Below are 19884 nucleotides of genomic sequence, written 5' to 3'. Positions count from 1 at the left end.
GCGTCACCCCACAAGACGCTCAGAGCACCCTCGCGCGTTCCCTTTCCGCCGAAATCGCTTTCATTCCTGGCGCGGCATCAGATTTCACGCGGGCGGAGCGGGATCCGGTGGGGCGGAGTCCGGTGGGCTCCGGTGGGGCGGAGTCCGATGGGCGGAGTCCGATGGGCGGAGTCCGATGGGCGGAGTCCGATGCGCCGGTTCCGGGCCGCCCCGGGGCGGCACCGGCCTCAGGTCCGTTCCGTGACCACCGCGGCCTGGGGGCGGATCGGGAGGCGGTTCACCGGGCGGCCCGTCGCGGCGCGGACGGCGGACGCCACGGCCGCCGGGGACGTCACCACCGGCACCGCGCTGACCGCCTTGGCCCCGAAGGGGGCGACCACGTCCCGTTCCTCGACCAGCCGGACGATGCGGATGTCGGGCGCGTCGAGGGCGGTCGGGAGGGCGTACCCGGTGAGGTCGGGGTGGCGGATCAGACCGCGTGGCGTGCGGAGGTTCTCCGTGAGCGCGATGCCCACGCCCTGGGTCACACCCCCCTCGATCCGGGCGGTGAGCTGGGCCGGGTTCAGGACGCGGCCCACGTCCTGGGCGACGGCCAGCTCCACGACCCGTACGGAACCGATCTCGATGTCGACGTCCACCACCGCGCGGATCGCGCAGAAGGCCATGCCCACGAAGGCGTCGCCCTGGCCGGTCTCGTTCAGCGGCTCGGTCGGGTGCGGGCGGCACTGGGCGGTGGCCCACAGTTCCTTGCCGTCCAGCGCCTCGGTGACGGTCGTGGAGAGCACCCCGTCGTACGACGTGATCTTGCCGTCGGTGATCTGGAGCAGCTCCGTCGACATGCCGAACTTGTGGGCGAGCGGCTGGAGGAGCTGGGTGCGGACCATCTTGGCCGCGCGCTCCACCGCCCCGCCCGAGACCCAGGTGTGCCGGCCCCGGCAGCCCGGGCCCGCCGAGGGCTGGTCGGTGTCGACCGGCGCCACGTGCACCTCGTCGATGCCGAGCGTCTCCTGGACGATCTGGCGGGCCAGCGTCGTGAAGCCCTGGCCGGTCTCGACGGCCGCGCACAGGACCGTCGCGACGCCGTCGTGGACTTTCACGGTGGCCGTGGAGACCTCGTCCGCGCCCTCTGCGCCGAGCATGTGCACCATGCCCACGCCGTAGCCCACGCCCCGGCGCACGGCGCCCGGTTCGCCCGCGCCCTCGGGGCCGCCGGGCAGCAGCCACTCGTCCTCGGGCGTGTCCTTGGGCAGCGGCGGCAGCGGGAAGTCCCGTACGGACTGGAGCAGTTCGGCCACAGGGGCGGGGCAGGTGACCGTCTGGCCGGTCGGCAGCACGTCGCCCGTCGCCAGGGCGTTGCGCAGCCGCACCTCGGCCGGGTCGATGCCGAGCTTCTTGGCGATCTTGTCCATCTGCGCCTCGTAGGCGGCGCAGACCTGCATGGCTCCTTCGCCGCGCACGTGGCCGGACGGGGGGTTGTTGGTGCGTACGGCCCAGCCCTCGATGAAGGCGTTCGGGACGACATAGGGGCCGCAGGCGAACGCGACGGCGGCCGCCAGGGCCTCGGAGGAGGTGTCGGCGTAGGCACCCGCGTCGAGCAGGATCTGCGCCTCGACCTTGACGAGTCTGCCCTCGGTGTCGGCGTGATGGCGGTAGCGCAGCAGCGTGGGGTGCCGGTGGACGTGGCCGAGGAAGGACTCCTCGCGCGTGGCGGTGAGTTTCACCGGGCAGCCGGTGCGCAGCGCCAGCAGGCCGAGCGGGAGCTGGAAGCCCTGGTCCTCGCGGTCGGCGGTGGCGCCGGGGACGCCGGTGACGACGACCTTGACACGCTCGGGCTCCAGGCCGAAGGCGGCGGCGGCCGCGTCGCGGTCGGCGTGCGGGTCGGTGGAGGCGAGGTACAGCTCCACCCCGCCGTCCGGGCGCGGCACGGCCAGGCCCGCCTCGGCCCCGATGGGCGCGGGGTCCTGGCGGCCGATGCGGTACAGGCCCTCGACGACGATCTCGCCGGCCGCCTCCGGGTCGCCGTGGCGCAGCGGGATGTGCCGGATCAGGTTGCCGTCGGGGTGCAGCGGCTCGGCCTCGAAGGCCTGCTCCGGATCGGTCACCGGGTCGAGCACCTCGTACTCGACGATGACGGCGGCGGCGGCCATCCGCGCGGTGTCCGGGTGGTCGGCGGCGACGGCGGCGATGGGCTCGCCGTGGTGGCGCACGACCTCGGAGGCGAAGAACGGGCGGTCGGCCTTGCCACGGCCGTGCAACGGGCTGCCGGGGACGTCCTCGTGGGTGACGACGGCGCGTACGCCGGGCATCTCGCGCGCGTGGGAGGTGTCGATGGAGACGATGCGCGCGTGCGGGTGCGGTGAGCGCAGCACGGCCGCCCACAGCAGGCCCTCGGCCCACAGGTCGGCGGCGTACGGGAAGGTGCCCTCCGTCTTGGCGCGGGCGTCGGCGGGCGGGAGCGAGGCGCCGATGCCGTGCGGGAGGGGCTCGGGGGCGGGGGCGGCCTCCGCGGCCTGTGCGGTGGCTGCTTCGTTGCTCACGCTGGGCCTCCGTCCTGGCCGTAGGGCTGGTCGTGCGGGTCCGGGGAGTGCGGGATGTGCGGTTCCGGGGGCGCTCCGAAGGCCGACGCGTTCACGCCACCGGCGCCCGGGCCCGCCTGGTGCGGGATGCGGGCCTCGTCGGTGTCGCCGTCGGCGGGCGCGGAGTGGGCCTCGCGTTCGGCGACGACTTCCTTGACGGCGTCCACCACGCCCCGGTAGCCGGAGCAGCGGCACAGGTTGCCGCACAGCGCCTGGCGGGTCTCGAGCTCGGTGGGGGCCGGGTTGCCCTCCAGCAGGTCGTGCACGGTCATCGCCATGCCGGGGACGCAGAAACCGCACTGCACGGCGCCGCAGCGCGCGAGCGCCCGCTGCACGTCCGAGGGCTGCCCGTCCTCGGCCAGACCCTCGACGGTGCGGACCTCGCTGCCGGCGGCGGTCACGGCCGGGACGAGGCAGGACGCCACGAGCCGCCCGTCGACCTGGACGTTGCACGCGCCGCACTCGCCCTGCGAGCAGCCGTCCTTGGCACCCGCGAGTCCGAGCCGCTCTCGCAGCACGTACAGCAGGGACTCGCCGATCCACGCGTCGGTGACGGGGCGGTCGGTGCCGTTGACGCGCAGGGCGTACGAGGCGAGGGGGTGTTCCTCCTGGGGGGCGGCACCGGCCGGGGCGTCCGAGGTGCCGGCCGGGTCGGTCGCCGGGGCCTCCTCGGAAGCCCGGTCGTCCCCGGTCTCGCCGTCGGCGGCATCCGGTCCGGTGCGGGCGGCCGCCTCCGCCGGGGCGTGCAGGGTCCCGGCAGCGGCCTCGGAGGGGCCGTCAGCGGCCTCTGGGACCCTTGGAGCATCCTCGGCGGGGCCGACGGGCTCACCGGACCCCGGAGCGCCCTGTGAGGTCTCCTGGGCGTCTGGAGCACCCTGAGGGAGCGCGCCGGCTTCCGGGTGCGCCTCGTGCACGGATTCCGGGAGGAACTCGCCGGGGGCGTCGGCGTACGGCTCGGGCTCCTGAGCGGCGGGCATCGGGTGACCGGCGGCACCGGACGGGTCCGGCCCGTGCCCGGCGAAGCCGTCCGCCTCCGACCCCTGGTCGGCGGCACCAGCGGACTCGGGCCCGTGGTCGGGGAAGCCGGTGGTCTCCCGGCCCTGGCCGACGGCGTCGGCGGGCTCCGGCCCACGGTCGGCGAACTCGGCGAATTCCTGGCCCTGGTCGGCGAAACCGGCAGCCCCCGGCCCGCGGTCGGCGAACTCGGCGGACTCCTGGCCGCGATCGGCGAACTCCTGGCCCTGGTGGGCGAACCCGGCGGCCCCCGGCCCGCGGTCGGCGAACTCGGCGGACTCCTGGCCCTGGTCGGCGAAACCGGCAGCCCCCGGCCCGCGGTCGGCGAACTCGGCGGGCCGCTGGCCCGGACCGGCGAAGCTGGCGGGCTCCGGCCCGCGGTCGGCATAGCGGGACGGCTCCGCCGTGTGGCCGGTCGCTCCGAGGGTCTCCGGCGCGTACTCCGACGGCTCGGGCGCGTGACCGGCGTGGGGCGCCTTCGGACCGTGCCCGGCGTTGCCGGACGGCTCCGGCGCATGGCCGAACTGCCCGGTTTCGTGCCCGGGGCCGGTGCCCTCGTGGACTCCCGGTGCGGGGACGTCCTGCGGGTACCCGACCTCGTCCGGGCCCGCCTCCCGCGGCACCGCCCCGGCGGCCTGCTGGTCGGAGGCGTATCCGGCGGCCGCTCCGGCGTCGGCCCGCTGTCCCTGTCCCTGTCCCTGTCCCTGTCCGTGCCCCTGCTCGTGCCCGTGCTCGTGCCCGTGCTCGTGGGGGTGGCCCTGCTGCTCCTGCGCCGCCGCGTCCTGCGGGTCCTGCTGCCCCCACGGCCGGCCCGCGGCCTGCGTCGCCCACGGCGCGGGCGCACCGCCCGGCAGCGTGGCCGGCGGGGTGCCGCCCCACTGCTCGACCAATGAGGACGTGGTGAACTCGCCCGATTCGTCCGGGAGGTCGCCCCCGGCGACGGGAATGGACCACTGCCCCGTGACGTCGTGGCCGGGCGCGGCGGCCGCGGTCTCCTCGAAGTTCCACTGCCCGGTCGCTGCCGGGTTGTACGTGAACCGGTCGTCCCCGGCGTGCTGCCGCGCTCCCGCGTCGGAGCCGTAGGGCGTCCCGGGGTCGTACGGCGCGTCGGAGCCGTACGGCTGTTCGGGCAGGTCGTGGCCCTGCTGCTGGTGCCCGCCGTGGTCGTGACCGTGCTGCTGGTGCCCGGCGTTCGGGTCGTGCCACTGCGCCCCGTCGGCGGGCGCGCCCGGCACCGGCCACGCGCCCGTGGCCGCCGGGTCGGTTCCGGCCGTCGTCGCGGGAGTGACCGTTATCTGCGGCGGCACGTAGCCGTGGCCCGGCGCGGCGAGAGGGCTGTCGGCGGCCAGCAAGGCGTCGACGCCCCCCTCGGGGAGCTCGACGAAGGCCGTGGCGCCGTCGTCGTACTCGCCCTGGGGCAGCGGGTCCCAGCGGCTGCCGCCCCGGGGCGTGCCCTCTCCGTGCTGGTCGTCGGTCACGACAGCGCCCTCCCCAGTGCTCGTCGGGCCAGCGCGGCGACGGTGCGCCGCAGGTGCAGTACGGCGGGCGGAAGCTGCGCGACCGAGCCGTCCTCGGCCGGCGCCGCGTCGGGGATGCAGGCCGCGGCGACGTACTCCCCGAACGCGCTCAGCGCCTCCGGCACGAGCGCGCGGTTGTTGTCCCAGTCGATGAGGTTGCCGACCCACTGCTCGGCGTCCAGCGGCCGCAGCGGCATCGGCGCTATGGCGCCCACCGCGCAGCGCACGCCCCGGCGCGCGGGGTCCAGGACCAGGGCCACGGACGCCACCGCGCGCCCCGGCCCGGTCCGGCCGGTCGCCTTCAGGAAGACCTGCGGGGCGTGCAGCAGCGGCACGCGCACGTAGCCGATGAGTTCACCGGCACGGAGCATGTCCATCCCGGCGAGCAGGTGCGACACGGGGATCTCCCGGCGGGCTCCGCCCGGGCCCGCGATGATCAGTGTCGCCTCCAGGGCGGCCAGCACCGGCAGCGCGTCCCCGGTGGGGGCGGCCGAGGCGATGTTGCCGCCCAGGGTGCCCGCGTTGCGGATGTGCGGCGGGCCCGCGGCACGCGCGGCGGCGGCCAGCGCCGGGATGAGGGCCGCGAAGTCGGGGCGGCCCATACGCGCGTGCGTGAGGCCCGCGCCGAGCAGCGCGTGACCGTCGAGGTACTGCCAGCCGCGGATCTCGTTGATCCGCCCGAGGCCCACCAGGGCGGCGGGCCTGAGCTGTCCGGAGTTGACGGCGGCCATCAGGTCGGTGCCGCCCGCGACGGGCACGGCGGCGGGCACGGCGGTGAGTGCCGCCACGGCCTCGTCCAGTGTTGTGGGCAGCGTGACGGCCTGCGCCGCCTGCGGTGCGTGCGTGGTCAAACCGGCTGCCCCTTCCCGCTGCCCCACCTGGTCCCACCTGTGCTGCCGTACGGTACGTGCTGACAGGGCGGACGTGGCAACTCTGGCACATCTTGGCGGGAGCCGAGGACACGGGTCCGCTAGGAGGCATTCGCCCACCTCACCGGCGAGATGGTCCGTTTTCGCACAGGTTCACCACTGCGTTCCGATTGGCACTTTCGGTTACCCTTGTGCGCTTTTTCCGTGGCCTGTTCGAGCTGTTCGGTCGCACCGGCCGCCGCTACCGGATGGGCGGCGGGCCGTCGATCGGGCGGCCCAGGACCCCGGGACGCCGCTGCCAGGGCAGCGGGCCCGTGGGCGGCCGGTAGCCGACACCCAGGGCGTCGAGCCGCCGGTAATGGACGCTCATACGGCGCTCGAAGCCGGCGAAGTCCCGCTCCGGCGGGACCGGCAGGGCGCTCCAGGCGACCTCCGCGAAGGCCGCGAGACGGGGGAACGCCTGGTAGTCCACGCGCCCCTGGTCCTCCACCACCTCCGTCCACAGGTTGGCCTGGGTGCCCAGCACGTGCCGGGCCTCCTCGGGCGTCAGCTCCGGCGGCACCGGCTCGAACCGGTAGACGTCCTCCAGGGTGCGCACCCACCCGATCGGTACCGGCTCCTCGGGGCCCGCGTCCTGACGGTGGTCCAGGTACACCTGCTGCTCGGGGCACATGACGACGTCGTGGCCGGCCCGGGCGGCGGCGATGCCCCCGGCGTAGCCGCGCCAGGAGGACACCGCGGCGCCCTCGGCGAGACCGCCCTCCAGGATCTCGTCCCAGCCGATCAGCCGGCGGCCGCGCTCGGCGAGCCAGGTGCCGAAGTGCCCGATGAACCAGGACTGGAGTCCGTCCTCGCCCGCGAGCCCGAGTTCCCTGATGCGCGCCTGCGCGGTCCGCGACCTCCGCCACTGGTCCTTGGGGCATTCGTCGCCGCCGACGTGGACGAACTCCGAGGGGAACAGCGCGAGTACTTCCTCGAAGACGCCCTCGTAGAAGCGCAGGGTGGTGTCCGTGGGGGCGAGTACGTTCGGGTTGATTCCCCAGGTGTCCCAGACGGTGAGGGTGCTGGTGTCGATGACGTCGGTGTTGCCGAGTTCCGGGTACGCGGCGATGGCGGCCTGCGAGTGCCCCGGCACGTCGATTTCGGGGACGACGGTGACATGCCGCTCGGCGGCGTAGGCGACGATCTCCCGGATGTCGTCCTGGGTGTAGTAGCCGCCGTGCGGTTTGTCCTCCCACAACGGCGAGGCCCGGTGGCCGGTTTTGGTGCGGGCGCGCCAGGAGCCGATCTCGGTCAGCCGCGGATGCCGCCTGATCTCGATACGCCAGCCCTGGTCGTCCGTCAGGTGGAAGTGGAAGACGTTGAGTTTGTGCGCCGCCAGCAGATCGAGGTGACGGAGCACGCCTTCCTTCGGCATGAAGTGCCGGGCGACGTCGAGCATCGTGCCGCGCCAGCGGAACCGGGGGGCGTCCTCGATCGTGCGGTACGGCACGGCCCAGGACCGGTCGCGGTCGAGCGGTGCCCTGCGGAAGGCGTCGGGGCCGAGGAGTTGCCGCAGGGTCTGTGCGCCCCAGAAGACACCGGCCGCTTTGCCGCCCTCGATGAGGACGCCGTGCCGGTCGCTGACGAGGCGGTACTCCTCGGGGCCGAGCCCGGCGGCGAGCCGGAGGGTGACGCCGTCGCCGCAGTTGTCACCGGGCTGCCTCCCCTCGTGCAGGGGCAGGCCGGTGGACTGCCCCAGGACGGTGCGCAGCCAGTGGCCGACGCCCTCCGTCCCGGCGCCCGCGTCGAGCCGGGAGCGGGCCGTCAACCGCACCTCACCGGGCGCGGCGACGACGCTGCGGGGGTGCGGAACCAGTTCGGTCACGTCAGTCCTTCACCGCTCCGCCCAGTCCGGAGACCAGGCGCCGCTGTACGAGTACGAAGAAGACCAGGACGGGAACGGTCATCACCGTGGAGGCGGCCATGACTCCGCCCCAGTCCGGGTCGTCGGGCTTGTAGAAGACGAGCAGGGCCATCGGCAGCGTCGACTGCGCGGTGTCACTGATGATGAACGACTTGGCGAACAGGAAGTCGTTCCAGGCGGAGATGAACGAGAACACGCTGGTGGCCACGAGACCCGGCAGGACGAGCGGGAAAAGGATCTGCCAGAGGAATCGGGCCCGGCTCGCCCCATCGATACAGGCGGCCTCCTCCAGCGCCTCGGGAACGGCTTTCACGAACCCCCGCAGCATCCAGATCGCGAAGGGCAGCGAGAAGGCGATGTGGGGCAGGATCAGCGAGCTCAGCGTGTTCAGCTGACCGGCGTCCCGCATGAGGAAGAACAGAGGGATCGTGAGGGCTTCCACGGGCACCATCTGGGCGACCAGAAACATGATCAGAAGGGTGGTCCGCAGGCGGAAGCGGAATCGTGTGACGGCGGTCGCGGCGAGAAACGCGATCAGCGCGGAGGCAATCACGACACTGCCCGCGACGACAAGGCTGTTGAGGAAGTAACGGCCGAATTCCTGCTGCCCGAAGACGCGCCGGAAGGAATCCAGGGAGGGCGCGAGCGTCCACGGCCTGGGTTCGCTCGACTCGATCTCCCCGGCCGGTTTGAAGGCGCTGAGCACCATCCAGTAGAGGGGGAAGGCCACGACGACCGCGATCAGCAGGGCGGAGGCCTCGGCGGCCGGCCGGCCCGGGCGGCGCACACGGCTGCGTAGCGGGTTCACAGTTCCTCCCCCTGACGGCGCAGCAGCCGCAGGTACACCAGGGTGACAGCGAGCAGGATCAGCAGCATCACGACGCCGATCGCGGAGCCGAGGCCGTACTGCGACGAGGCGAAGGCCTGCTGGTAGGCGTAGACGTTCAGGACGAGGTTCTGGCCGGCGATGCCGCCGCCGCTCGTCATGACGTAGATCTGCGTGAAGACCTTGAAGTCCCAGATGACCGACTGGATCGTGACGACGACCAGGATCGGCCGGAGTATCGGGGCGAGCACCGACCGCCAGATCCGCCACTGCGAGGCGCCGTCGAGGGCGGCGGCCTCCAGCACTTCGCCGGGTACGGCGCGGATGCCGGCGTACACGGTCACCATCACGAACGGGAAGGAGCACCACACCACTTCGAGCAGGACGAGGAAGAAGGCGCTGAGACGGCCGTACGTCCACGAGTGGTCGCCGAGGCCCAGCATCCGGTTCACCGGGCCGAAGTCCGGGTCGAAGAGGAACAGCCACACCGGGAGGAGGAGTTCGAGGAGGTCTGGGGTGCGCAGGCGGTGGCCAGGAGGGTGGCGAGCGCGGTGAGCCCGGCGATACGGACGGACAGCTTCATGGAGTGCTCCTCCGAGGGGGTGTTGCAACATGCGCAATGAAGGTTTCGCTGTGCACAACACCACGGAGGCTAGGGACTGCATGAACACGACCACAAGAGGTCTCCACCACTCTGTGACCGGCGGACGCACCCCGCGCAACGCCCGGACAGCACAAAAGCCCTCAGGGCACGCAAACGCGCCCTGAGGGCTTCACGCCCCGCGGGGAGGGGCTACTTGTCGCCCTTGCCCTTGTCGTCGTCGCCGGAGCTCATGGACTCGTAGATCTCCTTGCACATGGGACACACGGGGTACTTCTTCGGGTCGCGGCCCGGCACCCAGACCTTGCCGCACAGCGCCACGACGGGAGTGCCGTCGAGGGCGCTCGCCATGATCTTGTCCTTCTGGACGTAATGGGCGAAGCGCTCGTGGTCACCGTCACCGTGCGAGGTCTGCGGCGTCGGCTCAACGAGGGTCCCCGTACCAGTCCCGCGCTCGGGCTCGAGAGTGCTCATAGGGCCAAGGGTACTGAAAGCTCACACGCATCAGTTGAGCGACGGGTCGTCCGGGTACGTCGCCACCATCGCCAGCTCGTTGCGCTGGCGGCGCAGCACCTCGCGCCAGAGCCGCTCGGGAGACGGGGACGAGACGTCACCGGGCTCCGACTCCACGACGTACCACGCGCCGTCCACCAGCTCGTCCTCCAATTGGCCGGGGCCCCAGCCGGCGTACCCGGCGAAGATGCGCAGGGAGCCGAGGGCGGAGGCCAGCAGCTCCGGCGGGGCCTCCAGATCGACCAGACCGATCGCGCCGTGCACCCGGCGCCAGCCCAGCGGGGCGGCCTCGCCGGACACGCCGCCGGGGACGACCGCGACGCCGAGGGCGGAGTCCAGCGACACCGGGCCGCCCTGGAACACGACACCCGGTTCCACGGCGAGATCCCCCCAGCCCTCCAGGATGTCCCCCACGTCCACCGGGGTGGGACGGTTGAGGACGACACCGAGGGAGCCCTCCTCGTCGTGGTCGAGGAGCAGCACCACCGCACGGTCGAAGTTCGGGTCCGCCAGGGCGGGGGTGGCCACGAGCAACCGCCCTGTGAGCGAGGACACCTCGGTCATGGCAGACATGATCCCGCATCTTGCCCTCGCGTGGGGAGGCAATGCGGCAGAGGCAGGGAACACAGCCATGAATCGAAGAGGTGGCCTGGTAAGGCCTCGGTCGGGGGCGGCGGGGGGACACGGCCGGGCACACCGAAGCGTCCCCGGCGCACCAAACCCGGCCGTGACCCCATGTGCCCGGTTCGGAACGGTTCGTGTTGTGACAGAGCTATGACGAGGCTGGGGCTCACTCAGGCTTACAGAAGGGGGGTGGAGGGCGACTACCCTTTCCCTCCTGGCCCCTGCCCGACTCCATGGAACGCGAGATTCATGACCGTCAACGACGATGTCCTGCTTGTCCACGGCGGAACCCCGCTGGAGGGCGAGATCCGTGTCCGCGGTGCGAAGAACCTCGTACCGAAGGCCATGGTCGCAGCGCTGCTCGGCAGCGCTCCCAGCCGGCTCCGCAATGTTCCGGACATCCGCGACGTCCGAGTCGTACGGGGTCTGCTGCAACTGCACGGTGTGACGGTCCGCCCGGGTGACGAACCCGGCGAACTGGTGATGGATCCGACACGCGTGGAGAGCGCGAACGTCGCTGACATCGATGCCCACGCGGGTTCGAGCCGTATTCCGATCCTGTTCTGCGGACCGCTGCTGCACCGCCTCGGCCACGCCTTCATCCCCGGCCTCGGCGGCTGCGACATCGGCGGCCGGCCCATCGACTTCCACTTCGAGGTGCTGCGGCAGTTCGGCGCGAAGATCGAGAAGCGGGCGGACGGCCAGTACCTGGAGGCGCCCCGGCGGCTGCGCGGCACGAAGATCCAGCTGCCGTACCCGTCCGTCGGCGCAACCGAGCAGGTGCTGCTGACGGCCGTCCTCGCCGAGGGCGTCACGGAGCTGTCCAACGCGGCCGTCGAGCCGGAGATCGAGGACCTCATCTGCGTGCTGCAGAAGATGGGCGCGATCATCGCGATGGACACCGACCGGACGATCCGCATCACCGGTGTGGACCAGCTCGGCGGCTACAACCACCGTGCCCTCCCGGACCGCCTGGAGGCGGCGTCCTGGGCGTCCGCTGCGCTGGCGACCGAGGGCAACATCTACATCCGCGGCGCCCAGCAGCGCTCGATGATGACGTTCCTGAACACCTACCGCAAGGTGGGTGGTGCCTTCGAGATCGACGACGAGGGCATCCGTTTCTGGCACCCCGGCGGCCAGCTGAAGTCCATAGCGCTGGAGACGGACGTCCACCCGGGCTTCCAGACCGACTGGCAGCAGCCGCTGGTGGTCGCCCTGACCCAGGCCACGGGCCTGTCCATCATCCACGAGACGGTCTACGAGTCCCGCCTCGGCTTCACGTCCGCCCTGAACCAGATGGGCGCGCACATCCAGCTCTACCGCGAGTGCCTGGGCGGCTCGAACTGCCGCTTCGGCCAGCGCAACTTCCTGCACTCGGCCGTCGTCTCCGGCCCGACCAGGCTCCAGGGCGCGGATCTGGTCATCCCCGACCTCCGCGGAGGCTTCTCGTACCTGATCGCGGCGCTCGCGGCCCAGGGCACGTCCCGCGTCCACGGCATCGGCCTCATCAACCGCGGCTACGAGAACTTCATGGAGAAGCTCGTGGAGCTGGGCGCGAAGGTGGAGCTGCCGGGCAAGGCGCTCGGCTGATCCCCTCTCTGCGACAACGCCCACCCGGCTGCCGTCCTGGGGGTCACACCCCGGGACGGCGCCGTAGGGAGAAGCTCGTGGAGCCGGCCGCGAAGGTGGGGCTGCCGGGCAAGGCGCTCGGCTGATCCCCGCGGGAGCGGCGCACGCAGTGACGCCAAAGGGGCGGCCACCCGGTTTCGGGTGGCCGCCCCTTTGATGTCACTCACTGTGATGCGTACACCATCGGCGTACGACCAGCAGGGTTACTTGCCCTTTGCGGCTTCCTTGAGCTTCGAGCCCGCGGAGACCTTCACGCTGTACCCGGCGGGGATCTGGATGGGCTCGCCGGTCTGCGGGTTGCGGGCGGTGCGAGCGGCACGGTGGGTGCGCTCGAAGGTCAGGAAGCCGGGGATGGTGACCTTCTCGTCGCCCTTGGAGACGATGTCGCCGACGACGTCGGCGAACGCGGCCAGCACGGCGTCGGCGTCCTTGCGGGTCACCTCGGCGCGGTCGGCCAGCGCGGCCACCAGCTCACTGCGGTTCATGTTGTTACTCCCGTGTTCATCTTGCCGTTGAGGCGTCAGATCGAAGCCGATGCTGCCAGGGTCCTCCGTGAGTCCCCGGACCCGGGTCCGTCGTCAGACCCTCGCGCCCAGGGACGCATCCTGCCTCTACCTGCGGCGGGAAAGCCAATCCGGCACCCGCAGGAGTCGTGAGAACACCCTTGGGGAGTCACACGAAAAAGAGGGCCTGAGCCTGGCGCCACGATAGCTGCGCTGCTGACAGGGTTCTTGCGACGCGCCGGGTTCCCGGCGGCCGTGGGGTTACTCACAGTCCGGGGAGCCGGCGCCCCCGGGCCCTGCGGCAGGGGTCCGGGCGGGCCTGGGCCTCAGACGCCGGACGGGCTGCCCGCCCCCGCACCGACCGCCCTGGCGGCCTCCCGCACGGCACCGGCGACCGCGCCCGCGACCTTGTCGTTGAAGACACTCGGAATGATGTAGTTCGGGTTCAGCTCGTCCTCGGTCACCACGTCCGCGAGCGCCTTGGCGGCGGCCAGCATCATCTCGGTGTTGACCGTCCGGGACTGCGCGTCCAGCAGACCTCGGAAGACACCCGGGAAGACCAGCACGTTGTTGATCTGGTTCGGGAAGTCCGAACGGCCGGTGGCGACGACGGCCGCGGTCTGACGGGCGATCGCCGGGTCGACCTCGGGGTCCGGGTTCGCGAGAGCGAACACGATCGCACCGTCGGCCATGGCGGCCACGTCGTCCCCGTCGAGGACGTTCGGGGCCGAGACGCCGATGAAGACGTCGGCGCCGCGCACGGCCTCCTTCAGGGTGCCCGTGAGGCCCTCGGGGTTGGTGTTGTCGGCGATCCAGCGCAGCGCCGAGTCCGGGGCGGCGTCCACCAGGTCCTCGCGACCCGCGTGCACCACGCCGTGGATGTCGGCGACGACGGCGTTCTTCACGCCCGCGGCGAGCAGCAGCTTCAGGATGGCCGTACCGGCCGCGCCGGCGCCGGACATGACGACCCGGATGGTCTCGATCGCCCTGCCGGTGACACGAAGTGCGTTCGTCAGGGCGGCGAGGACGACGATCGCGGTGCCGTGCTGGTCGTCGTGGAAGACGGGGATGTCGAGGGCCTCGCGCAGCCGGGCCTCGATCTCGAAGCAGCGCGGGGCGGAGATGTCCTCGAGGTTGATGCCCGCGAAGCCGGGGGCGATCGCCTTGACGATCTCGACGATCGCGTCGGTGTCCTGGGTGTCGAGGCAGATCGGCCAGGCGTCGATGCCGGCGAACCGCTTGAAGAGGGCGGCCTTGCCCTCCATGACGGGCAGCGCGGCCTTGGGGCCGATGTTGCCCAGGCCCAGCACGGCGGAACCGTCCGTCACGACCGCAACGGAGTTGCGCTTGATGGTGAGGCGGCGGGCGTCCTCGGGGTTCTCGGCGATCGCCATGCACACGCGGGCCACGCCCGGCGTGTAGACCATGGAGAGGTCGTCACGGTTGCGGATGGGGTGCTTGGACGCCATCTCGATCTTGCCGCCGAGGTGCATGAGGAAGGTCCGGTCCGAGACCTTGCCCAGCGTGACGCCCTCGATGCCGCGGAGTTCCTCGACGATCTCTTCCGCGTGCGCGGTCGACGTGGCCGCGATGGTGACGTCGATGCGGAGCTTCTCGTGACCGGATGCGGTGACGTCGAGGCCGGTCACCGAGCCTCCGGAGGACTCCACGGCGGTGGTGAGCTGCGAGACGGCGGTTCCGCTCGCGGGCACCTCCAGCCGGACCGTCATCGAGTAGGAGACGCTGGGCGCCGTTGCCATGGCCGACTTCCTCTGCTTTCACCTGACGCTGAGTTGTGCCGTCCGATCGTCGCACCTACCGCCGAGTAGCAGGTAGCCGCCCTCGATTGCGAACGTTTTGTTCGCGGAACGGGGTGGAAGGGGCCGGAAAAAAAGAGACCCACGTCACGTGGACGTGGGTCCCTTTCGAAGTAAGTGGCACCGACCCGCCATGCTCGCCTCGCGGCAAGTGGTCGCTCGTAGCGACGAAGGTTGGGCCCGGGGGCTTGGATCGAGCCGGTGCCACATCCAGGCTAACAAACAGATCCCGTAAGGCCATTCCCGTACCGGTAGTTCATTTCGCCGACAAGTGGGTATCGGGCCTCAGTCCCTGAGCAGATCCGGAATTCCCGCCGCGTCGGGGTCGTCCCGGTCCGCCGAGACGACCGTCAGCTGCTGGGTGGCCCGGGTCAGCGCGACGTACAGGACGCGCAGGCCGGCCGGGGACTCGTCGGCGATCTCCGCCGGGGAGACCACGACCGTCGCGTCGTACTCCAGGCCCTTCGCCTCCAGGCTGCCCAGCGCCACGACCCGGTCGCCCAGACCGGCGAGCCAGCGGCGCGCCTCGTCGCGGCGCTGCATGGCGACGACCACGCCGACCGTGCCGTCGACGCGCTCCAGCAGCCGGGCCGCCTCGTCGCGGACGGTCGCGCCCAGCGTGTCCTCCACGAGGGTGAAGCGGGGCTCCACACCGGTGGAGCGGACCGCCTTCGGTGACACGGAGCCGGGCATGGCGAGGGCGAGGACCTTCGAGGCGAGGTCGGCGATCTCGGCCGGGTTGCGGTAGTTCACGGTGAGTTCGAAGCGGCGGCGGGGGCGGCTGCCGAGGGCCTCGTCACGGGCCTGGGCGGCCTCGTCGGGGTCGGACCAGGAGGACTGGGCCGGGTCGCCGACGACCGTCCAGGTGGCGTGCCGGCCGCGGCGGCCGACCATGCGCCACTGCATCGGGGTGAGGTCCTGGGCTTCGTCGACGATGACGTGGGCGTACTCGACACGCTCCTGGGCGAGGCGTTCGGCGCGCTCGCGCTGCGACTCCTCGCGCACCGGCATCAGCTCCTCCAGGCCGGTGAGCTGGTCGAGCGGGTCGAGTTCGCGCTTCTTGCGGGGGCGGGCCGGGGCTCCGAGGACGGCCTGCAACTCGTCGAGCAGGGCGATGTCGTGCACCGAGCGGCCCTCGCGCCTGAGGGAGCGGGCGACCTTGCGGACCTCGCCGGGGTTCAGGATCCGCCGGGCCCAGCGGCCGAGGCGGCGTTCGTCGGCCATGGCGTCGAGGACGGCCGCCGGGGTCAGCTCCGGCCACCAGGCGTCGAGGAACGCGATGAAGGCGTCCTCGCAGGTGATGTCCTCGTCGAAGGAGGAGCGCAGCTCGGCCGCGAGCTCAGGGTCGCTGTGCCGGCCGGCCGCGCCGGACCGCTCCCACAGGGCGTCCAGGAGGAGCTTGCGAGCGCGGGGGCGCAGCAGGTTCACCGGGGCGGTCCCGCCGAGGGCGGCGCGGCGGATGCCGTCCAGTTCCCCGGCCTCCAGCTCCAGACGGCGGCCGAAGGCGACCACGCGCAGCCGGGCGGGCGGATCGTTCCCCTCCAGTGCCCCGCGCGCGGCCTTCCGCAGCACCTTGAGCATGCGGGAGGAGCCCTTGGCGCGGGCCACGGACGGGGAGTCGTAGAGCGTGGCCTCACTGCCCTCGACCAGGGAGCCGATGGCGCGGATGGCGACCTGGCCCTCCTCGCCGAGGGAGGGCAGCACGCCCTCGGTGTAGGCGACGAGCAGCGGGGTCGGCGAGACGATCAGGATGCCGCCCGCGTACCGCCGCCGGTCCTGGTAGAGGAGGTAGGCGGCGCGGTGCAGGGCGACCGCGGTCTTGCCGGTGCCCGGGCCGCCCTCGACGTACGTCACGGAGGCGGCGGGCGCGCGGATGACCAGGTCCTGCTCGGCCTGGATGGAGGCGACGATGTCGCGCATGGTGTGGCTGCGCGCCTGGCCGAGCGCGGCCATCAGGGCGCCGTCGCCGATGACGGGCAGCTCCTCGCCGTCGAGGTACGCCGTCAGCTCGGGGCGCATCAGGTCGTCCTCGACGCCCAGCACCCTGCGCCCCTTGGAGCGGATGACGCGGCGGCGGACGACACGGCCGGGGTCGACGGGGGTGGAGCGGTAGAACGGGGCGGCGGCCGGGGCCCGCCAGTCGATGACGAGCGGCGCGTAGTCCTGGTCGAGGACGCCGATGCGGCCGATGTGCAGGGTCTCGGCGATGTCCGCGGTGTGGTCGGGGCGTACGGCGCCCTCCGCCGGCTCGATCGCGGTGTACGCCCCGTCGGGGCCCTTCTTGCCGTCCTTGCCGGTCAGCAGGTCGATCCGGCCGAAGAGGAAGTCCTCGAACTCGTTGTTCAGCCGGCTGAGGTGGATGCCCGCGCGGAAGACCTGGGCGTCCCGCTCGGCCAGTGCGCCCGGGGTGCCGACCTGGCCGCGCCGGGCCGCGTCCTGCATCAGGAACTCCGCCTCGTGGATCTTCTCCTCGAGGCGCCGGTAGACCCGGTCCAGGTGTTCCTGTTCGACGTGGATCTCCCGGTCACGAACCGAATCGTGCACCGAACCGACCGCGTCTTGTCTCTGAGCCTGAACGGCCACCGGGCCCCCTTCTGACGTGCTGGGCAGCCGTCAACCGTACGCGAAGGGGACCCCTGGAGGCTACGGGCGGGCGGGCGGGCGCGGGAACAGTTGCCCCGATGGCGCCCGCCGTACGGCCGAACAGTCCTACGCGTCGACCTCGACCAGCCGCTTGCCGTCGAAGGTCACGACCTCGAAGTGGTCGATCTGGTTCGGGTCGAACGCGGCGCCGCCCTGGACGTACAGCGGCTGCTTGGCCTTCTCGGTGCTGGCGTCGGGGAGGCCGTAGCCCCACTCCGGGACGGACCAGGAGGACAGGGTCTCGCGCTCGCCGTTCTTGCCGACCGCGACGAGAGCGCACTTCAGCGGGCCCTTGACGTTCTTGATCTCGGTGACCACGCCCGTCCCCCAATCCTTCTTCTGGACGGCGACCGTCGCGGTGACCTTGGTGGTCGGGTCGGTGGCCGAGATCTTGTCGGAGATGCCGTCGAAGGCCTCCTTGGCGGGGCTCGCGGCGAGCGGGCGGTTCTCCGAGCCGCCGCTGTCGCCGCCGTTCGTCGCGACCGCGACGAAGGGGCCGCCGATGATCAGCGCGCCGGCCGCGGCCACCATGTAGAAGCTGCGCCGGCGCTTCTGGGCGCGGCGGTCGGCGACCTCGTCGACCAGCTTCTCCACCAGGCGCGGGCGGGGCTTCGCGGACAGCGACTCGCCGATCGCCGGTGTGCTGCCGGAGCCGGGCAGATCGGCGAGGGCGGCGAGCATCGGCTCCATGCCGGCCAGTTCGTCGAGCTGCTGGGCGCACCATTCGCAGGTGGCGAGGTGGGCTTCGAAGGCGGTCGCCTCGGCGTCGTCGAGGATGCCGAGGGCGTAGGCGCCGACGGTCTCGTGCTCGTTCGGCACCGGAGATTCCTGCATGGGGCCAGACATACCCATGCCTCCCGTACCGAATCCCTGATTACCCCCGTAAACACTCATCACGCCGTCACCCCCCGCTCCTCCAGTGCGAGCTTCATGGAACGCAGGGCGTAGAACACCCTGGAGCGGACGGTGCCGCTGGGTATGCCCAGGGTCTCGGCCGCCTCATTGACGGTACGCCCCTTGAAGTACGTCTCGACGAGCACCTCCCGGTGGGCGGGGGTCAGGTCGTCGAGAGCGTCCGAGAGAGTCATCAGCCACAGCGCCTTGTCGATCTCGTCCTCCGCGGGGATGACCTCCAGCGGCGACGGGTCGACCTCCTGCGGCCGGGCCTGCCGGCTGCGGTGGCCGTCGATGACGATGCGCCGGGCGACCGTCACCAGCCAGGGGCGTACCGATCCGGTCGCCCGATTGAGCTGACCGGCGTTCTTCCAGGCACGGATGAGCGTCTCCTGGACGACGTCCTCGGCGCGCTGCCGGTCTCCGGCGACCAGGCGCAGGACATATGCCAGAAGGGGTCCGGCGTGTTCGCGATAGAGCGCACGCATCAGCTCCTCGTCGGGTTCCGAGGGCTGGGACATGCGATGTCGGGCCCTCGGTGCACGTTCATTGGCCACGACGGAATCTTTGCGCACGCCCACCTCCGGTGTCCGGGGGTTCCCCCAGTCGGTCGCTCCACAAGCCGTACGGACGTGAGCGGTTGGGCGTTCAAAGAGACCCGACAGATTTCCTCGGAGTGACGTGACGAGGGGGACATGGGTGCACATTCCCACCCCGCGTTCTTTACATTTCCGCCACATCGGCCAGATCAAGCCAGGCCTTCCCTACGGTGGCGTAGGTAAACGGCATGTAACCGAAATCACTTTGCCGCCGCGGCCACAGAAGTCGCATTTAGGACAAGGGAATTGAGTGCACGGACCACTCAATTCCGCTTTACGCGCGGGCGAGTGCCGCGCGCCGACGATGCCGGGCGACTCGTTCGCGGTTCCCGCAGACCTCACTGGAGCACCAACGCCGCCTGCGTCCCCGGGAGGTGTCGAGGTACACGATGGGGCAGTTGTCCCCTTCGCACTGACGCAGGGCCGCGCGGGCGACGGGGTCGGTCAGCAGGTCCACGGCGTCCCGGGCGACGACCGCGAGCAGGGCGGCGCAGCCGGGCGGGGCGTCCAACCGCCGCAGCAGCTGGCCGTCCTCGCCGCGGACCGCGCGCGGAGCCGGGGGCGCGGTGCGGGCCAGGTCGTTGACGCGGGCGAGGGCCAGGTCGTACGTCGCGACTCCGGGTCTCGGCCGGCAGCGCACCAACCGGTCGATCTGATCGCGCAGTTCACGGAAGGCGAGCACCCAGCCGGTGTCGGCGTGGGCCAGGGCGGTGTCCGCGGGGACGAGTCCGGAGCCGGTGATCCAGGCGCGCAGCACGTCGACGGAGCCGAGCCGCTCCTGCGGGTGCGTGGTGGAAAGCAGGTCCAGGCAGATCCGCCCGGCGTCGAAGCGCAGCTCGTACGGGGTCGTGGCCGTACCCAGTGCCATGTGCCTGTCACCGCCTAGGGGTTCACCCCGGTCGCGAGGCTTCAGTGAGACGCCAGTGAGAGGGCCGGGAAACCGTTCCCCCTTACAGTGCCTGCCCGCGACGACGCCGAAAAGCCCTCACGCACACGTCGCCCCGACGGCCGCCCGGCGGGGCCCGCGTTCAGGCCACGCCCCGGGGGGCCGTGACGCCCGGCGGTCGGACGCGACCAGACCGGCCCGCCCGCGCCGCGAGCACGCGCCCCGGTCGCGGGGACACCCGCCGCGCACCCCTTCCCGAAGCCGAACCGGCCCCGGGACGACCTCCCCCCGGGCCGCCCCGCGCCCACCGGCATCACCCCCCGGCGGGCACCGGCCGGACACCACGTCCCCCGAACACCACACCCGGCCGACTCCCGGGCCGACCCACCCACGGGCAACCACACCCCGACGGCCTCCCCGCACCAACCCCCGCCCACCACCGGCATCACCCCCCGGCGGGCACCGGC

General features: G+C 72.0%; 14 protein-coding genes and 1 pseudogene. 1 reads left to right on the top strand and 14 read right to left on the bottom strand.

Annotation, left to right across the window (positions count from 1 at the left end; all coding sequences use genetic code 11):
• Positions 1-227 precede the first annotated feature (227 nt).
• The 8 genes and pseudogenes from ACIQHQ_RS00405 to ACIQHQ_RS00370 form a co-directional block, all read right to left on the bottom strand.
• Positions 228-2537: a xanthine dehydrogenase family protein molybdopterin-binding subunit gene (locus ACIQHQ_RS00405; RefSeq protein WP_402608607.1), complete on the bottom strand. Its 2310-nt coding sequence runs from the start codon at positions 2535-2537 to the stop codon at positions 228-230.
• Complete coding sequence (locus ACIQHQ_RS00400; RefSeq protein WP_402608605.1) at positions 2534-5068, bottom strand: 2Fe-2S iron-sulfur cluster-binding protein; 2535 nt, start codon at positions 5066-5068, stop codon at positions 2534-2536. Before ACIQHQ_RS00400 ends, ACIQHQ_RS00405 begins: the two co-directional genes overlap by 4 nt.
• Positions 5065-5958: an FAD binding domain-containing protein gene (locus ACIQHQ_RS00395; RefSeq protein WP_402608604.1), complete on the bottom strand. Its 894-nt coding sequence runs from the start codon at positions 5956-5958 to the stop codon at positions 5065-5067. The genes ACIQHQ_RS00400 and ACIQHQ_RS00395 overlap by 4 nt, the downstream gene beginning before the upstream one ends.
• 259 nt (positions 5959-6217) lie before the next feature.
• The gene (locus tag ACIQHQ_RS00390; RefSeq protein WP_402608602.1) at positions 6218-7843 is read right to left on the bottom strand and encodes a beta-N-acetylhexosaminidase; all 1626 of its coding nucleotides are present in this window, start codon (positions 7841-7843) and stop codon (positions 6218-6220) included.
• A gap of 1 nt (position 7844) precedes the next feature.
• On the bottom strand, positions 7845-8690 hold the full coding sequence (locus ACIQHQ_RS00385; RefSeq protein ID WP_402608600.1) for a carbohydrate ABC transporter permease: 846 nt from the start codon (positions 8688-8690) through the stop codon (positions 7845-7847).
• A pseudogene (locus tag ACIQHQ_RS00380) lies at positions 8687-9201 on the bottom strand (carbohydrate ABC transporter permease); the annotation flags it as partial. The gene ACIQHQ_RS00385 and the pseudogene ACIQHQ_RS00380, both read right to left, overlap by 4 nt.
• 300 nt (positions 9202-9501) lie before the next feature.
• Positions 9502-9783: a DUF3039 domain-containing protein gene (locus ACIQHQ_RS00375; protein WP_003990595.1), complete on the bottom strand. Its 282-nt coding sequence runs from the start codon at positions 9781-9783 to the stop codon at positions 9502-9504.
• A gap of 30 nt (positions 9784-9813) precedes the next feature.
• The gene (locus ACIQHQ_RS00370; protein ID WP_390982089.1) at positions 9814-10386 is read right to left on the bottom strand and encodes a YqgE/AlgH family protein; all 573 of its coding nucleotides are present in this window, start codon (positions 10384-10386) and stop codon (positions 9814-9816) included.
• A gap of 309 nt (positions 10387-10695) precedes the next feature.
• Between ACIQHQ_RS00370 and murA the strand changes: the two genes are divergently transcribed.
• Positions 10696-12036 carry a UDP-N-acetylglucosamine 1-carboxyvinyltransferase gene (murA, locus tag ACIQHQ_RS00365; protein ID WP_402608597.1) on the top strand — a complete coding sequence of 447 codons (1341 nt, stop codon included), beginning with the start codon at positions 10696-10698 and terminating at the stop codon, positions 12034-12036.
• Between the two features lie 242 nt (positions 12037-12278).
• Here murA and ACIQHQ_RS00360 read toward each other — a convergent pair whose 3' ends face one another.
• The 6 genes from ACIQHQ_RS00360 to ACIQHQ_RS00335 all read right to left on the bottom strand — a co-directional run bounded on the left by ACIQHQ_RS00360 (position 12279) and on the right by ACIQHQ_RS00335 (position 19399).
• Complete coding sequence (locus ACIQHQ_RS00360) at positions 12279-12560, bottom strand: HU family DNA-binding protein (protein ID WP_003990598.1); 282 nt, start codon at positions 12558-12560, stop codon at positions 12279-12281.
• Between the two features lie 344 nt (positions 12561-12904).
• The gene (locus ACIQHQ_RS00355; protein WP_402608595.1) at positions 12905-14338 is read right to left on the bottom strand and encodes an NAD-dependent malic enzyme; all 1434 of its coding nucleotides are present in this window, start codon (positions 14336-14338) and stop codon (positions 12905-12907) included.
• Between the two features lie 342 nt (positions 14339-14680).
• On the bottom strand, positions 14681-16978 hold the full coding sequence (locus ACIQHQ_RS00350; protein ID WP_402608593.1) for a HelD family protein: 2298 nt from the start codon (positions 16976-16978) through the stop codon (positions 14681-14683).
• A 126-nt stretch (positions 16979-17104) separates the two neighbouring features.
• On the bottom strand, positions 17105-17932 hold the full coding sequence (locus tag ACIQHQ_RS00345; RefSeq protein ID WP_402608591.1) for an anti-sigma factor family protein: 828 nt from the start codon (positions 17930-17932) through the stop codon (positions 17105-17107).
• Complete coding sequence (locus ACIQHQ_RS00340) at positions 17932-18453, bottom strand: sigma-70 family RNA polymerase sigma factor (protein WP_010039908.1); 522 nt, start codon at positions 18451-18453, stop codon at positions 17932-17934. Before ACIQHQ_RS00340 ends, ACIQHQ_RS00345 begins: the two co-directional genes overlap by 1 nt.
• Before the next feature lie 352 nt (positions 18454-18805).
• Positions 18806-19399, bottom strand: coding sequence for a CGNR zinc finger domain-containing protein (locus ACIQHQ_RS00335; protein WP_402608589.1), 594 nt, complete (start codon positions 19397-19399; stop codon positions 18806-18808).
• Positions 19400-19884: the final 485 nt, after the last annotated feature.

The sequence above is a fragment of the Streptomyces sp. NPDC092370 genome, assembly GCF_044755265.1.
In the GTDB taxonomy this organism is placed as follows: Bacteria; Actinomycetota; Actinomycetes; order Streptomycetales; family Streptomycetaceae; genus Streptomyces.
The sequence above is the reverse complement of the archived record's forward strand: the minus strand, read 5'-3'. Positions and strand labels throughout refer to the sequence as shown.

What these genes read in the sequence shown, in the direction of transcription:
- ACIQHQ_RS00340 (WP_010039908.1), bottom strand. Translation starts at nt 18,453, where the DNA reads ATGTCCCAGCCCTCGGAACCCGACGAGGAGCTGATGCGTGCGCTCTAT.
- ACIQHQ_RS00360 (WP_003990598.1), bottom strand. Translation starts at nt 12,560, where the DNA reads ATGAACCGCAGTGAGCTGGTGGCCGCGCTGGCCGACCGCGCCGAGGTG.
- ACIQHQ_RS00375 (WP_003990595.1), bottom strand. Translation starts at nt 9,783, where the DNA reads ATGAGCACTCTCGAGCCCGAGCGCGGGACTGGTACGGGGACCCTCGTT.
- ACIQHQ_RS00345 (WP_402608591.1), bottom strand. Translation starts at nt 17,932, where the DNA reads ATGAGTGTTTACGGGGGTAATCAGGGATTCGGTACGGGAGGCATGGGT.
- ACIQHQ_RS00370 (WP_390982089.1), bottom strand. Translation starts at nt 10,386, where the DNA reads ATGACCGAGGTGTCCTCGCTCACAGGGCGGTTGCTCGTGGCCACCCCC.
- murA (WP_402608597.1), top strand. Translation starts at nt 10,696, where the DNA reads ATGACCGTCAACGACGATGTCCTGCTTGTCCACGGCGGAACCCCGCTG.
- ACIQHQ_RS00335 (WP_402608589.1), bottom strand. Translation starts at nt 19,399, where the DNA reads ATGGCACTGGGTACGGCCACGACCCCGTACGAGCTGCGCTTCGACGCC.
- ACIQHQ_RS00355 (WP_402608595.1), bottom strand. Translation starts at nt 14,338, where the DNA reads ATGGCAACGGCGCCCAGCGTCTCCTACTCGATGACGGTCCGGCTGGAG.